This window comes from Mesorhizobium sp. WSM4935, from assembly GCF_029625735.1.
Lineage (GTDB): Bacteria > Pseudomonadota > Alphaproteobacteria > Rhizobiales > Rhizobiaceae > Mesorhizobium.
This window is the reverse complement of sequence record NZ_JARTVR010000005.1, coordinates 212,829-227,480: the sequence shown is the minus strand read 5'-3', so window position 1 is coordinate 227,480 and position 14,652 is coordinate 212,829. Positions and strand designations below refer to the sequence as shown.

Sequence of the window (14,652 nt, the reverse complement as noted above, 5' to 3'; positions counted from 1 at the left end):
TCATACGTCGCGTATGTCAATTGGCATACGAGACGTATGTGAATAGGTCCAGAGCCATGCACAAACCGCGTAAGGAGATGATTGCCGAGACGCGTGCCAAGCTGATCGCGGCTGCCCGCCACGCCTTCGGCACGATCGGCTATGCCGAGGCCTCGATGGACGATTTCACCGCCTCGGCCGGCCTGACACGCGGCGCGCTCTACCATCATTTCGGCGACAAGAAGGGGCTGCTGCAGGCGGTGATCGCCGAGATCGACGGCGAGATGGCGTTGCGGGTGAACGAGGTTGCGTCGAAAGCGCCGACCCGCTGGCAGCGTTTCGTCGACGAATGCACCACCTATATCGAGATGGCGCTCGAGCCGGAAATCCAGCGCATCATGTTCCGTGACGGCCCGGCGGTGCTCGGAGACCCGGCGCAGTGGCCGAACGCCAATGCATGCACCGCCTCGATGACCGAGCATCTGACCAGGCTGCAGGAAGAGGGTGTGGTCGTCGCCGACGTCGATCCCGAGACGGCCTCGCGGCTGATCAATGGCGCTAGCAGCCAGGCCGCGCAGCGCATCGCCAATTCCAAGGATCCCGAAGCGACGTCGAAGAAGGCGATCGCCGCCTTCAAGCAGCTGCTCGAGGGCTTGCGAAAAAAGCCTTGAGGCCACGCTCGGGTAACCAAGTCACCACGTTGTGCACCGGTTTCCGGCCTACGCGACCCTGCCGTGATTGACAATCGCCGGGACGGGCGCATCCTCCCCGGCCATCCTCTAAGGGTGGGAGAGTCGGGGCCATGTGGGATTTCAGCATCGGCCGGTCGGTGTCCATCATGATGCGGACATGGCCGTTCATCGTCTTTCGCATGATCGTCTATTTCGGCATCACGATTGCCTACATCATGGCGACCGGCACGGGCGCCAGCGTCGGCTACGGCGTCGGCCACATCTCGACCGATCCCGATGGCCCGATGTCCTTCGCACTTTGGGGCGGCGTGGTCGGCTTCGGCATCGTCTCGATCGCCGTCTACTGGATCCGCGAATACATCCTCTATGTGCTGAAAGCGGGCCATATCGCCGTCATGGTGCATCTGATCGACGGCCATGACGTTCCCGACGGCCAGGGCCAGATAGCCTATGCGAAGGAAGTGGTCACCCAGCGCTTCGCCGAGGCCAATATTCTTTTCGCCGTCGACCAGCTCGTCAAGGGAGCCGTCCGCGCCATCACCGGCCTGATCGGCGGCATCGCCGCCTTCCTGCCCATTCCGGGTTTGAGCGGGCTGGTCAGCTTCATCAACACCGTCATCCGCATCTCGCTGACCTATGTCGACGAGATCATTCTCGGCTACAACATCCGCATCAATTCGAACTCGCCTTTCGAGACGGCGCGGCAAGGCGTCGTGCTCTATGCGCAGAATGGCAAGCACATGGTCAAGAATGCCGTCTGGCTGGCGGTGATCATGTGGGGCGTGTCCTTCGTCATCTTCCTGTTGATGCTGGCGCCCGCCGCCGCGATCCTCTGGGTCATGCCCGGACAATTGGCCGGCTGGGCCTTCGTGCTTGCCATCGTCTTTGCCTGGGCCTTCAAGGCCGCCTTCATCGAGCCTTTTGCAATCGCGTCCTTGATGCAGGTCTATTTTGAGGCGATCGAGGGGCAGGCGCCCAATCCAGAATGGGACCGCCGGCTCGCCGAGGCCTCGTCCAAATTCAGGGAACTGCGCGACAAGGCGCTGGGCTCCTTCGGCGGCTCGCGCTGGGATACGCCCCGGGCTGCTTGATCGGGGCCTGGTCAGAGCTTCGGCGCGCCGCCAAGCCTTGCGATCGCCGATTTCAGCGGCGCCTCGCCTGCGCCGCTGAAAGTCTCGCTCATCACCAGTTCGGGCAGCGGCAGACGCTTGCCCCAACCATGCGCCTCGAGGTCCGGCTTCGGCGCGAATTGCGAGACGCGGCCGACGCACAGATAGGCGATCGGCGTGACATGCTCGGGGATCGACAACAGCCGCTTCAGCGCCTCCGTCTCGATGATGCTCACCCAGCCGACGCCGACACCCTCGGCGCGTGCCGCTAGCCAGAAATTCTGCACCGCGCAGACGGTGCTGTAGAGATCCATCTCCGGATTGTGCCAGCGCCCGAGCGGCGAGTCCTTCGAGCGCTGCCGGTCGCAGGTGATGCAGAGGTTAAGCGCGCTTTCGCAGATGCCTTCAAGCTTCAGCTTGCGGTACAGCGCCTGCCGCTCCGCCTCGATGGCCGGTAGTTCCTGGTGGCGCGCGGCGAGGAACAGGTCGCGCACCTGCCGCCGCCTTGCCATGTCGCGGATGACGATGAAATTCCACGGCTGCATATAGCCCACCGACGGCGCGTGATGCGCGGCGGTGAGCAGGCGCGCCAGCACATGGTCGTCGAGATCGTCAGGGACAAAATGGCTGCGCACGTCACGCCTGGTGAACATAGCCCGGTAGACCGCGTCGCGCGCCAATTGGTCAAAGTCGTCGCCGCTCGCGGCGATCGCTGCTGCCGTCATCGCTTTTCCCCTTGCGACAAGCGGTCACCCGCCTGACCAAGCGGACGACCATGTCTGCCGGGCCGGTCTTCTGGCTCGGGATCGTCCCGCTCCGGCGCCTTCCCGTCTGAGACAGTGGCGTTTGCCGGCGCGGTCCCCCTCACAGCGTTGGGCACGCCACGGAGTTCAACCGTGTTCCCGATTCTCCCGCGTCGCGGGCACCAGGCAGCGGGATGACCTTACCGCGAAGCCCGAGCTGCGCCAATGGCGCCAGCGACACGGGCTGACGCAATTTTCCCCAGCCATTCGGCTTTTCAAACATGGTCATCCACGCCGCGGGTGCCTAGATTATGCGCCATGGCCACCCGTCTCTACACGCACCCGATCTTCCTCGAACACCTCACGCCGCCCGGCCACCCCGAGCGGCCCGACCGCCTGCGCGCCATCGAGCGCGTGCTCGACGACGAGGCGTTTTCGGCGCTCGACCGCGTCGAGGCGCCCGAGGGCGACGAGGCGACGATCCTTTACGCGCACCCCGAGAATTTCGTCGAGCGCGTGCGCGCGGCTATCCCTGAGAGCGGCATCGTCTCGATCGATGCCGACACCAACGCCAGCCCCAAAAGCTGGCAGGCCGTGGTGACGGCGATCGGCGCGGCCAACGCTGCCGTCGACGATGTCTTCGAGGGCCGTGCCGCCAATGTCTTCGTCGCCGCCCGTCCGCCGGGCCATCATGCCGAAAAGACCACGGCGATGGGCTTCTGTCTGTTCAACACGGCGGCCATCGCCGCCCGTTACGCGCAGAAGAAGCACCAGGCCGAGCGCGTCGCCATCGTCGACTGGGACGTCCATCACGGCAACGGCACGCAGGACATCTTCTGGGACGATCCGTCGGTGCTCTACTGCTCGACGCACCAGATGCCGCTTTACCCGGGCACCGGCGCGAAGAGCGAGACCGGCGCCGGTAACATCGTCAACGCGCCGCTCGCGCCGCAGACCGGCAGCGACCTGTTCCGCGACGCCTTCCTGTCGCGCGTGCTGCGGTCTATCGATGCCTTCAGGCCGGACCTGATCATCATTTCCGCCGGCTTCGACGCGCACCACCGCGATCCGCTGGCCGAGATCAACCTGACCGAGGACGATTTCGACTGGGCGACCGGGCAATTGATGGAGCGCGCCGCCCGCCACAGCGCCAACAGGCTCGTCAGCCTGCTGGAAGGCGGCTACGATCTGCAGGGACTGGCATTTTCAGTCGCCGCCCATGTCGGGCGGCTGATGAAGGGATAGAGTATGGCAGTGGAAGGCAATGAGGACGTCAAGGCGATGAGCTTCGAGCAGGCGCTCGACGCGCTGGAGAAGATCGTCGATGATCTGGAACGCGGCGATGTCCCGCTCGACCAGTCGATCCGGATCTACGAGCGCGGCGAGGCGCTGAAGGCGCATTGCGACCGGCTGCTGAAAGCGGCCGAGGACAAGGTCGAGAAGATCAGGCTGTCGCGCGACGGCAGGCCGGTCGGCACGGAGCCGTTGGACGCGGAATAATTTGGGTGGGCAGAGCAAGCAGGTAAGGAGTTCAAGCCATGTGCCGCAACATCAAGACCCTGGCCAATTTCGAACCGCCGGCGACCAATGACGAAGTGCATGACGCAGCGCTGCAGTTCGTGCGCAAGCTGAGCGGCTCGACGAAGCCGTCCAAGCGCAACGAGCACGCTTTTTATCATGCAGTGGAAGCGATCGCGGCCGCTGCGCGCGAATTGATCGACTCGCTCGAAACCAACCAGGAACCGCGCAATCGCGAGGTAGAGGCGGCCAAGGCGAAGGCCAGATCGGCGCTGCGTTTCGCCTGAGGAACCTATATGAGCTTCTTTCCCGGAAACGACCCCGAGCCCGGTGACGCTTTCGCCTGCGATCAGATCGAGCTGATGGTCGTACCGAACGCCAAGGATATCGGCGGTTTTGCGGTGCGCCGCGCTCTGCCGACGGCAAAACGCCGGCTGGTGGGGCCGTTCATCTTCTTCGACCGCATGGGCCCGGCGATCCTGCGCGCCGGGCAGGCGATCGACGTGCGCCCGCATCCGCATATCGGACTTTCCACCGTCACTTACCTGTTCGACGGCAAGATCAGGCACCGGGATTCGCTCGGCACCGAAATGGTGATCGCGCCCGGCGACGTGAACCTGATGACCGCGGGGCGCGGCATCGTTCATTCCGAGCGCACGCCGGAGGAGTTGCGGGGCGCGCCGATGTCGGTCTCCGGCCTGCAGACCTGGCTGGCGCTGCCGGACGGCAAGGAGGAAATCGCCCCGGACTTCGCGAACACATCGGTGGCCCGCCTGCCTGAGATCGATGCCGAAGGCGTCAGCGGCCGCGTCGTCATCGGCGAATTCTCAGGCCTGCGCTCGCCCGTGGCGACCGCTTCGGACACGCTTTACGCCGATCTCAGGCTGGCCGCCGGCGCCAGCGTGCGAATCCCGGCCGATGCCGAGGAACGCGCCATCTACACGCTGGAAGGCGACGTCTCGATCGCCGGCGATGTCTTCCGGGCCGAGCGGCTTCTGGTGTTCAAGCCGGGCGAGGAGATCGTCGTTTCCTCCGAACGCGGCGCGCATTTCATGCTGTTCGGCGGCGCTTCGCTGGGCTCTCAGCGCTATATCTGGTGGAATTTCGTCTCGTCGTCCAAGGAACGCATCGAGCAGGCCAAGCAGGAATGGAAGACAGGCCGCTTCGATATCGTTCCCGGCGATGAGGAGGAGTTCATTCCGCTGCCTGAGAGCTAGGATACTCAAGCCGCGCGTCACCGGCGCGCATTTACATTCGCCCGCCGGCGGCCTATTCCGCGCATGATTATGGCGCAATCTGCTGGTAGCGCCGTGTTCGATCAATTGAGGCAGGACGCGCCCGAGTGAAGCCAGACACGCCGCTGCTCGACAAGGTCCGCATTCCGGCGGACCTGCGGAGGCTCGATGAGAGCGCGCTCCCGCAGCTTGCTGCCGAGTTGCGCGCCGAGCTGATAGACGCCGTGTCGCAGACCGGCGGTCATCTCGGCGCCGGCCTCGGCGTCGTCGAACTGACCGTTGCGCTGCACTATGTCTTCAACACCCCGGACGACCGGCTGATCTGGGACGTCGGCCACCAGGCCTATCCGCACAAGATCCTGACCGGCCGCCGCGACCGCATCCGCACGCTTCGCCAGGAAGGCGGCCTCTCCGGCTTCACCCGGCGCGCCGAGAGCGAGTACGACCCGTTTGGCGCGGCACACTCCTCGACCTCGATTTCGGCCGGCCTCGGCATGGCCATGGGCCGCGACCTGTCGGGTGGCCGCAACAATGTCATTTCCGTCATCGGCGACGGCTCGATGTCGGCCGGCATGGCCTTCGAGGCGCTGAACAACGCCGGCGCGCTCGATGCCCGCCTCATCGTCATCCTCAACGACAACGACATGTCGATCGCGCCGCCGACCGGCGCCATGAGCGCCTATCTGGCGAGGCTCGCTTCCGGCAAGGCCTATCTCGGCCTGCGCGATTTCGGCAAGAAGCTGACATCCTATCTCGGCAAGCGCGCCGACCGCGCCATCACCCGCGCCGTCGAGCATGCGCGCGGCTATGTCACCGGCGGCACCCTGTTCGAGGAGCTCGGCTTCTATCACATCGGCCCCATCGACGGGCACAATCTCGAGCATCTGATCCCGGTGTTGAAGAATGTGCGCGACAACGGCAAAGGCCCGGTGCTGATCCATGTCGTGACCCAGAAGGGCAAGGGCTACGCGCCGGCGGAGGCAGCCGCCGACAAATATCACGGCGTCAACAAATTCGACGTCATCACCGGCGCGCAGGCCAAGGCACCAGCCAATGCGCCCGCCTACACCAAGGTCTTCGCCGAGAGCCTGATCCAGGAGGCGCGCGAGGACGAGCGCATCGTCGCCATCACCGCCGCCATGCCCAGCGGCACCGGGCTCGACCTGTTCGGCGAGGTGTTTCCGAAGCGGACCTTCGATGTCGGCATTGCCGAGCAGCATGCGGTGACCTTCGCTGCGGGGCTTGCCACTGAAGGCTACAAGCCCTTCGCCGCCATCTACTCCACCTTCCTGCAGCGCGCCTACGACCAGGTCGTCCACGACGTGGCGATCCAGAAACTGCCGGTGCGTTTTCCGATCGACCGCGCCGGCTTCGTCGGCGCCGACGGCGCCACCCATTGCGGCGCCTTCGACACCACTTTCCTCGCCTCGCTGCCGGGCTTCGTCGTCATGGCCGCGGCCGACGAGGCGGAGCTTCGCCATATGGTGCGCACCGCCGCGTCCTATGATGACGGCCCGATCGCTTTCCGCTACCCGCGCGGCAACGGCGTCGGCGTCGACATGCCGGAGCGCGGCTCGCTGCTGGAAATCGGCAAGGGCCGCATCCTCAAAGAGGGGACCAAGGTCGCGCTGCTTTCCTTCGGCACGCGTTTGCAGGATTGCCTTCTGGCCGCCGAGGAACTCGGCGCGGCAGGCCTCTCCACCACCGTCGCCGACGCGCGCTTCGCCAAGCCGCTGGACGAGGATCTCATCCGGCGGCTCGCCCGTTCGCACGAGGTGCTGGTGACCGTGGAGGAGGGCGCCATCGGCGGCTTCGCCAGCCAGGTGCTGCATTTCCTTGCCCATGAAGGCCTGCTGGAAAGCGGCCTCAAGGTGCGCCCGCTGGTGCTGCCGGACGTATTCACCGACCACGCCAAGCCCGAAAAGATGTATGCCGATGCCGGGCTGGATTCGGCAGGCATCGTGCGCACCGTCTTCGCCGCGCTCGGCCGCGGCGTGCAGGCGCAGCGCGCCTGAATCAGAACTTCAAGACGCTGAATCGGTTTGCCGGCTGTCGATTGTAGGCATCTGTTAATGCTTCCATTTGGTGCTTCGCTTACCCTGTCTCTTGGCCGATTTTCAACGGCGTCCTGCTAGAGCTTCGCGCCAGGCAGGGAGATTATAAAAATGAAGATGCTTCTGTGTGGCGTGGCGCTTTTGGCGGCGATGGCGATGCCGGCGGCAGCCGAGACCCGTTACGACCGCAACCTCGAAAAGGCCGTGCGGGATATTATCGCCGCAAAGATGGGCAACATCCGCGGCGGCTTCTCCTACCAGCAGAGGCCGCAGTTCGTCGTGCTGCCGGAAGCGGTGCCCGCCGCGCCCACTCCGGTTGAGCCGCCGCGCAAAGAAGCCTCCGGCAATGACGGCCTGGTGCCGGCGGTCGAGCGCCAGGTCTCGCGAACCGTCTTTTAAAACCACATATCGCGAACGCAACGCCCATCGCGCGGTAGGTCGTCGAATGTGTCGAGGCCATCGAAATGGTCGATCGGCAGGTCGGCGACGTCCTCCGGCGGCGCCAGCCTGACATTGACGGCGATGCGCGTGCGGCCGCTCTTGCTTGAACGCAGGCCGCGCCAGGCGATCACGCAGGCGCAAGTCGGACAGAACAGGATTTCCAGCGCGGGCTCCGCCACCTCGGCGCGTGTGTAAGACTTCAGCGGCCCGGCCACGCGAATGCGTTCGTCGACATAGTCGTAAGCCCAGAGCGTGCCGTAGCGGCGGCAAAGCGTGCAATTGCAGGCGGTGATTCCGCCGGGATCGCCTTCCAGCGTCCAGTGCGCCGCGCCGCAATGACAGGTACCCTTCAGCATTGTCACCTCCGCCGACCGACGAACGGCCTGTTCCTGCCGGCATTCTGCGGCCTATCGCCCGATATTCAAACTCCATTGCGTTCGCGCCCGGCTTTCGCCAATGAAAGCCGATGAGTTCCCCTGTGCCAGTCAGCCGGCGCCAGCGGCTCGACGAATTGCTCGTCGGGCGTGGCCTGTTTGCGAGCCGCTCGCGCGCCCGCGACGCGGTCGAGCGCGGCACGGTGACGGTCGACGGCATCCTTGCCCGCAAGCCCGGCCAGCCCGTCGCGCCGGACTGCCTGGTCGCCATCGCCGATCCGGCCCAGGCCTATGTCTCGCGCGCGGCGCTGAAGCTGATTGCCGGCCTCGACCATTTCGGCCTCGATCCTTCCGGATGCGAGGCGCTCGATGTCGGTGCCTCGACCGGCGGCTTCTCCCAAGTGCTGCTCGAGCGTGGCGCCGCACACGTCACGGCCATCGATGTCGGCCACGGCCAGATCCATCCCGATATTGCCGGCGACCTGCGTGTGACGGTGATCGAAGGGCTGAACGCCCGCGATCTGACGGCAGCCGATCTCGGCGGCCGCATTCCCGGTTTCCTGGTCTGCGACGTGTCCTTCATCTCGCTGAAGCTGGCGCTGCCGCCGGCGCTGGAACTGGCGGGCGAGGGCGCCAGGGCAATCTTTCTGGTCAAGCCGCAATTCGAGGCCGGGCGCGAGGCGATCGGCAAGGGCGGCCTGCTCAAGGATCCGGGCGCTGCCGAGCGCATTGCCGGGAATTTGCACGATTGGCTGGCCGGCATTCCCGGTTGGCGGGTGCTCGGGCTGCACCCGTCGCCGATTGAAGGCGGCGACGGCAACCGCGAGTTCCTGCTCGCCGCCGTAAAGGACGCGGGATCGCGATGAGCACACGCTTCACTATCGCGAGGCTCGGCTCGCAAGGCGACGGCATCGCCAATGCCGAGGGCGGGGAGGTCTTCATCCCGTTCACGCTGCCGGGCGAGACGGTCACGGCCGCAAGCCAGAGGGATCGCGCCACACTGATGTCGGTGCTCGAAGCCTCGCCGCTCAGGATCGATCCGGCCTGCCGGCATTTCACCGAATGCGGCGGCTGCGCATTGCAGCATTACGAGGCCGCAGCCTATGGGCAATGGAAGCACGAGAGGGTGGTGCAGGCGCTCAAGGCCAAGGGCATCGCTTGCGGGATTGCTGCGCTGGTGCCTTGCGCGCCGCACACCCGCCGCCGCGTCACCTTCAGCGCAAGGCGGACCGAGGCAGGCATGCTGCTCGGCTTCGTGCGCGCGCTGTCCTCGGAGATCATCCCGATCGAGGAATGCCCGATCTCGCTTCCGGCGATCGTCTCGTCGCTCGATAAATTGCGCGCGCTCGCCGGATTGGTCTGCGCCACGCCGAAGGCTTTCCACATGACGGTGACCGTCACCGCTTCCGGCCTCGATGTTGCCGTCCAGGAATCCGGCAAGCTCGGCGACCACCAGCGCCGCATCGCATCGAATTTCGTCATGGCCGAAGGTCTGGCGCGGCTTTCCGTCGACGGTGAGATCGTCGTCGAGCCGAAGAAGCCGGTGGTGCAATTCGGACCGGTCGCCGTCGCCGTGCCGCCCGGCGCCTTCCTGCAGGCGACGGAAGCCGCCGAGCAGACGATGGCAGGGCTTGTCGGCCAGCATCTGTCGCGCGCCAGGAAGGTCGCGGACCTGTTTGCCGGCTGCGGCAGCTTCGCGCTGCGGCTGGCAGTGAAGTCGGAGGTTCATGCCGTCGAAGGCGATGCAGCGGCACTTGCCGCGCTCGACCGCGCCTTTCGCTTCGCCAGCGGCCTGAAGCGGGTGACCGGCGAACGCCGCGACCTGTTCCGACGACCGCTGACCTTCAAGGAGTTGAACGCCTTCGACGGGCTGGTCTTCGATCCGCCGCGCGCCGGCGCCGAGGACCAGTCGAAGCAGATCGCCCGCTCCGACGTGCCGCTAGTCGCGGCCGTGTCCTGCAATCCGGCGACGCTCGCGCGGGATCTGCGGATCCTGATCGATGGCGGTTACACGCTGAAGTGCGTCACGCCGATCGACCAGTTCCTGTGGTCGCCGCATGTCGAGGCCGTGGCGCTGCTGGAAAAGCCAAGAAGGCGGCGGTAGCCAGCCCAGCCACGATCACATTTTGTTGAAGCCGCCGGTTCCGGCGCGCTTGCTCGCAAGCCGCCGGAATCGCGCCGTAAAGCCGCCTCTTTGCACGCTCTAGGCTGGATTCGCTGGAGGAGGGGAAGGGCCTCGACAGCGTCGGTTGCTCGTACAACGGTGGCCTGAAAATGCGGATGCTCCAGAAATTCCTCGGTTTCTTCCTTCTCTTCCTTGTCGTCGCCGTCTCGGCGACCGGCGCCCTCGCGCAAGAGCAAAGGCGCCTCGCCTTCGTCATCGGCAATGCTGCCTATCCGTCCGGGGCGCTGGCAACGCCGGCCAACGATGCCGGCTTGATCGCGCAGACCTTGCAGGCGGCCGGCTTCGACGTGGTCGGCGCGCGTGATGTCGATCAGGAATCGCTACGGGGCGCCTATCGCGATTTTCTCGCCAAGGTTTCGGCCGCCGGTCCCGACGCCGTCGTCTTCGTCTACCTTGCCGGCCACGGCGCGCAGTTCGAGGGCGAGAATTATTTCCTGCCGGTCGACGCCAAGATCGCCAATCCGGCCGATGTGCCGATCCAGGCGGTGCGGGTCTCCGACCTTACCAGGCCGCTCGCCGCCCTGCCGAACAAGGTCAACATCGTGGTGCTCGACGCGGCGCGGCCAAATGACTTTCCCCAGTGGAACCAGCCGCTGGCCGGTGGCCTGGCGCTGGTCGAGCCCGATCCGAACATGCTGGTCGCCTTCAACGCCGCGCCGGGCACGGTGGCGCCGGAAGGCAAGGGACCCTATGGCGCCTATGCGCAGGCGCTGGCCGAGATGATGCGCGACGGCGGCCTGTCGCTCGAGGATGTGTTCGACCGCACGCGCCTGCGTGTCAACGAGGTGACGCAAGGGGCAGAGGTGCCGTGGGACGCCTCGAAGATCGATGCACCCTTCGTCTTCTTCGACCGCGCCCCGGACGCGCCGGCGCCGAAGGTTTCCGAGGCCGAATCCCGGGCCGACCGTACGAGAGAGATACGGGACTTCGACGCCCATGACGCCTATGTCGCGGCCCTCGATCGCGACACGATGCGCGGCTATGAGGATTCGATCCGATGGCCAAGCGCGTGCGCGCCATCATCGCGGCGCGGCGCGAGGCGATCACCTGGCGCCAGACCTGGATGCGCGACACGCCGGAGGCCTACTGGTCCTATCTCGAACGCTATCCGCACGGCCCGCATGCCTGGGACGCGCGCCGCCGGCTGGAACATTTCGACGCCGCGCTCGAGCCGCCGCCGAGCTTCTCGGTCATCGTCTATGACGTACCGCCGCCACCGCCGGAGGAAATCGTCTACGTCGATCGTCCGGTGCTCTATTTCGACGATCCCGATTTCGATTTCGAGCCGCCTCCGCCGGTCGCGGTGGTCTTCCTGCCGCCGCCTCCGCCGGATTTCGTCGTGCTGCCGCCGCCCCCGCCGCCGGTCGATGTTTACGTCCTGCCGACGCCGGTCTTCGTCCCCGTGCCGGTCTGGGTCAGGCCGCCGCGTGACATCGTGCCGCCGCCGAACGACGTCATCTTCAACAACATTCACAACACGACCGTCATCAACAACATCAACAACACGACGATCAACAGCGAGGCGGCCAATCAGGCGGAACAGCCAAACGCCAATGCACCGAGCGGCCTCACCACCGGCCAGAAAATGGCGGTCGGCGCGGGAGCGGCCGCACTGGCGGCCAAGGTGGCGCTGCCGCCGTTGCTGCAGAAAAGGGCGGTGCTGTTCAAGCAAAGTGGGGGCGGCCAGCCGCTGAAGCCGGGCCAGGCTGTCACGCAGGGCCAGCAGCCTGGTGCGACGCCGCAATCGCTGAAGCCGGGCCAGGCTGTCACGCAGGGCCAGCAGCCGGCTGCGACCCCGCAGGCGAGGACGATGGGCAAGCTCTCGACCGATCACGCCTTGCCGGGAGCTGACGGCAACGCGCTGCCGCTCGTCAACGGCAGGCCGGTGCTCAACGGTCAGAACGCGCCCAACAGGAAGGTGCCGGGCAAGCAAAGCACGGTGGGTGGCGACCAGCAGGCTACCGGGAATGCTGGCGCCCCCGTTATGGACAACGGCCAGCAGAACGGAGCTGTCAACGGTCAGAGCAGGAACGGCAAGTTGCGCCAGCTGCCAACCGGCAATGGCGCGCCGGGCGAGAACGGGCAGAACGCCCAGCAGAGGTTCGGGAAGAACAATCCGAATGTTTTGTCGGGCCAGAACGGAGGCAGACCGAGGAAGCTGACACGCACGGATTTGTCGGGAGGACAGACCACTGCCGGACCGAGCGATCAAGGTTCGGTCAACGCAGGCGATAGAGGTAAGAAGTTTCGCAAGCTGCCAACCATCAATGGCGCGCCGGGCGAGAATGGGCAAAATGCCCAGCAGAGGTTCGGGAAGAACAATCCGAATGCGTTGTCCGGCCAGAACGAAGGCAAGCCGAGGAAACTAACACGCAAGGATCTCTCGGCGGGCCAGACAGCTGTCGGCCCGAGCGATCAAGGTTCGGTCAACGGAGGCGACAGAGGCAGGAAGTTCCGCAAGCTGCCGACCGTCAACGGCGCGCCGGCCGAGAACCGGCCGAGCGTGCAGGAGCGGCTCAGGAAGAACAATCCGAGTGTGTTCTCCGACCAGAATCAGGGTTCGGCCAACGGAAACAGGAAGTTCCGCAGGCCGCAGAACGGCGAAGAGGGAGCCACCGGCGCGGGCACCAACGCCCAGCGCAACTTCCAGCGGGAAAGGCCGAACGTGCAGGTGCTCAGGCCGCAAAGGCCGGAGTTCCAGGCGCAGCCAAGGCCTCAGGTGCAAGAGAGACACCTGCAGCAGCCGAGGCCTCAGCCTCAGATGCAAGAGAGACGCCTGGAGCAGCAGCCGAGGCCTCAGCCGCAGGAGCGGCGTCTGCCGCAGCGGCCCAAGGAGCAGCCTCCGCAGGGAAACAGGAAGCCGGCCTGCGGGCATCCTGGCGAACCGCCCTGTAAGCAGTAGGCCGCAAGGCTTACATGGCCGCGAGGCGACAACGCCCCGTACATGGGCCGGACTTTCCGGCCGTGTATTTTGCGAGGCAGAGGATATCGGGCTTGTGACGGGTCAGGCTGTCAAAGCAGACCAAGCCGCTCGGGCCAGGCCGAGAGCGACTCCAGCAAAAGCTGGAGGGGTGGGGCCCGGCCACTTCGCCGTAGCCTCCGGTCCGGAATTGCGTCCCAGGAGATAGAGTAGCTTGCCGTTTCCGTGAACGGTGAATGCTCTGGTCTCTACGAGTTCGGAGACAGCCGTTTCGCCGTGCCGCCGCGCTGGTCGATCGACACCCAAACATTCGGGTTCTGCTGCGACTGGCGCTTCAGGAAATAATAGCCGGTGGCGTTCCAGGGCCGGATTTCGTCGACCAGATTGTCCAGCACGAGGTCGCCCTTGTCGGTCTTCACCGTCAGGATCGTGTGGCCCTCATTGTGCAGGTCGCGCACCACCGTCATCAGCAGAGCCTGCCGAGGAAATCCCGCTTCCTGGAGAAGCTTGCGCTTGTAGAGCGCGTAAATCTTGCAATCGCCCTTACCGTCCGTCGGATAGTCCCAGTGGTCCATCATCGTGCCCCAGTGGTCGTAGTTGCTGACTGGCTTGATGGAGCGGTTCGCCTTCAGGTTTATCCCCTTGAGGATGCTCATGTTCCGCGCGGTCAGCTTGACGCTTGTAGCGGGCAGGGCGGGCACCTTGCACTCCTTCGGCCGGCGATGACAGAAATCGAGCCAGCCATACGGCACGCTGGTGCTGCCGCCGACCGTGGCGGAACTGGCAACAGGTCGTGTCGAGGTTAGCTTGAACAGCGACGACTGGGCCGCTGCAGGGCCGACTTGCAGCGATGAAGCGCCAAGAAACGAAACGAGGCCAAGGAGGAAGGAAGAGGTCAGGACGCCAGGGGAACGCTGCATTGCCAACACCACCGCAACGAGAAGACTGGCGGCAGGCTAAGGCGCAAACACCCGCTCCGCCAAGTGAACAATTAATAATGTCCTAACACGATTGTGTTCACTTCAAGGTGGAGGATGCATTCAGGCCGGAATGCGAGCATCAGCCTGGCTGAACGCGCCAGCGTGCCCAAAGTCCCGATGGCCCAGGCCTTATGCCTCCTGATCGCGCGCATGGCGCCGCCGTGCTTCGGCGAGCACGCCCGTATCCATTTCTTCCAACGTCTTCGACGCGCCGCGGGACGGCAAGGAGCTGAAAACATCGTTTGGCTGCGCCGCCGCAAAGACAGGCGCCAGCTTCAAAAGCACCCCTTCCGGCGTCTCCTCAATCTCAAGCCTCGTTCCCGCGCCCCAGCCTCTCCGTTTCCGGATGGCGCTTGGCAGAATTACCTGTCCCTTGGCCGAGAGGGTGGTCATGAGCTTTTCAAAAACAGACATCGCGACCT

The 14,652-nt window shown here is 65.3% G+C and carries 14 protein-coding genes, 1 pseudogene and 1 riboswitch; of the genes and pseudogenes, 11 read left to right on the top strand and 4 right to left on the bottom strand.

Features of this window, described 5'->3' with window-relative positions:
- Positions 1 to 56 precede the first annotated feature (56 nt).
- Entirely contained in the window at positions 57 to 650 is a 594-nt protein-coding gene (locus P9273_RS15690; RefSeq protein WP_278049720.1) for a TetR/AcrR family transcriptional regulator, read from the top strand.
- A 131-nt stretch (positions 651 to 781) separates the two neighbouring features.
- Entirely contained in the window at positions 782 to 1,762 is a 981-nt protein-coding gene (locus tag P9273_RS15685; protein ID WP_278049719.1) for a hypothetical protein, read from the top strand.
- Positions 1,763 to 1,773: 11 nt separating this feature from the next.
- Here the strand turns inward: P9273_RS15685 and bluB are convergent, their stop codons facing one another.
- Positions 1,774 to 2,505, bottom strand: a complete 732-nt coding sequence (gene bluB, locus P9273_RS15680; RefSeq protein ID WP_278049718.1) for a 5,6-dimethylbenzimidazole synthase — start codon at positions 2,503 to 2,505, stop codon at positions 1,774 to 1,776.
- A 43-nt stretch (positions 2,506 to 2,548) separates the two neighbouring features.
- A riboswitch (cobalamin riboswitch) is annotated at positions 2,549 to 2,725 on the bottom strand.
- 116 nt (positions 2,726 to 2,841) lie between these two features.
- Between bluB and P9273_RS15675 the strand changes: the two genes are divergently transcribed.
- The 6 genes from P9273_RS15675 to P9273_RS15650 all read left to right on the top strand — a co-directional run bounded on the left by P9273_RS15675 (position 2,842) and on the right by P9273_RS15650 (position 7,729).
- The gene (locus P9273_RS15675) at positions 2,842 to 3,768 is read left to right on the top strand and encodes a histone deacetylase family protein (RefSeq protein WP_278049717.1); all 927 of its coding nucleotides are present in this window, start codon (positions 2,842 to 2,844) and stop codon (positions 3,766 to 3,768) included.
- Between the two features lie 3 nt (positions 3,769 to 3,771).
- Positions 3,772 to 4,023 (top strand): exodeoxyribonuclease VII small subunit, encoded by a 252-nt coding sequence (locus P9273_RS15670; RefSeq protein WP_041002420.1) that lies wholly within the window; start codon positions 3,772 to 3,774, stop codon positions 4,021 to 4,023.
- A gap of 38 nt (positions 4,024 to 4,061) precedes the next feature.
- Positions 4,062 to 4,328, top strand: a complete 267-nt coding sequence (locus P9273_RS15665; RefSeq protein ID WP_041002418.1) for a DUF2277 domain-containing protein — start codon at positions 4,062 to 4,064, stop codon at positions 4,326 to 4,328.
- Positions 4,329 to 4,337: 9 nt separating this feature from the next.
- Positions 4,338 to 5,258, top strand: a complete 921-nt coding sequence (locus tag P9273_RS15660) for a pirin family protein (protein ID WP_278049716.1) — start codon at positions 4,338 to 4,340, stop codon at positions 5,256 to 5,258.
- 125 nt (positions 5,259 to 5,383) lie between these two features.
- A complete protein-coding gene (dxs, locus tag P9273_RS15655) occupies positions 5,384 to 7,291 on the top strand; it encodes a 1-deoxy-D-xylulose-5-phosphate synthase (RefSeq protein WP_278049715.1) in 1,908 nt (635 codons plus the stop codon).
- Positions 7,292 to 7,441: 150 nt separating this feature from the next.
- Positions 7,442 to 7,729, top strand: coding sequence for a hypothetical protein (locus P9273_RS15650; protein ID WP_278049714.1), 288 nt, complete (start codon positions 7,442 to 7,444; stop codon positions 7,727 to 7,729).
- Here P9273_RS15650 and P9273_RS15645 read toward each other — a convergent pair.
- A complete protein-coding gene (locus tag P9273_RS15645) occupies positions 7,726 to 8,127 on the bottom strand; it encodes a GFA family protein (protein ID WP_278049713.1) in 402 nt (133 codons plus the stop codon). The genes P9273_RS15650 and P9273_RS15645 overlap by 4 nt on opposite strands.
- Before the next feature lie 110 nt (positions 8,128 to 8,237).
- Between P9273_RS15645 and P9273_RS15640 the strand changes: the two genes are divergently transcribed.
- The 3 genes and pseudogenes from P9273_RS15640 (at position 8,238) to P9273_RS32380 (ending at position 13,232) form a co-directional block, all read left to right on the top strand.
- Positions 8,238 to 9,011: a TlyA family RNA methyltransferase gene (locus tag P9273_RS15640; RefSeq protein ID WP_278049712.1), complete on the top strand. Its 774-nt coding sequence runs from the start codon at positions 8,238 to 8,240 to the stop codon at positions 9,009 to 9,011.
- Positions 9,008 to 10,249, top strand: a complete 1,242-nt coding sequence (locus P9273_RS15635; protein ID WP_278049711.1) for a class I SAM-dependent RNA methyltransferase — start codon at positions 9,008 to 9,010, stop codon at positions 10,247 to 10,249. Before P9273_RS15640 ends, P9273_RS15635 begins: the two co-directional genes overlap by 4 nt.
- A gap of 170 nt (positions 10,250 to 10,419) precedes the next feature.
- A pseudogene (locus P9273_RS32380) lies at positions 10,420 to 13,232 on the top strand (caspase family protein).
- A gap of 266 nt (positions 13,233 to 13,498) precedes the next feature.
- Here the strand turns inward: P9273_RS32380 and P9273_RS15625 are convergent.
- Both P9273_RS15625 and P9273_RS15620 read right to left on the bottom strand, forming a co-directional pair.
- Entirely contained in the window at positions 13,499 to 14,170 is a 672-nt protein-coding gene (locus P9273_RS15625) for a transglutaminase-like cysteine peptidase (RefSeq protein WP_278049710.1), read from the bottom strand.
- Between the two features lie 189 nt (positions 14,171 to 14,359).
- Positions 14,360 to 14,644, bottom strand: coding sequence for an AbrB/MazE/SpoVT family DNA-binding domain-containing protein (locus tag P9273_RS15620; RefSeq protein ID WP_278049709.1), 285 nt, complete (start codon positions 14,642 to 14,644; stop codon positions 14,360 to 14,362).
- Positions 14,645 to 14,652 lie beyond the last annotated feature (8 nt).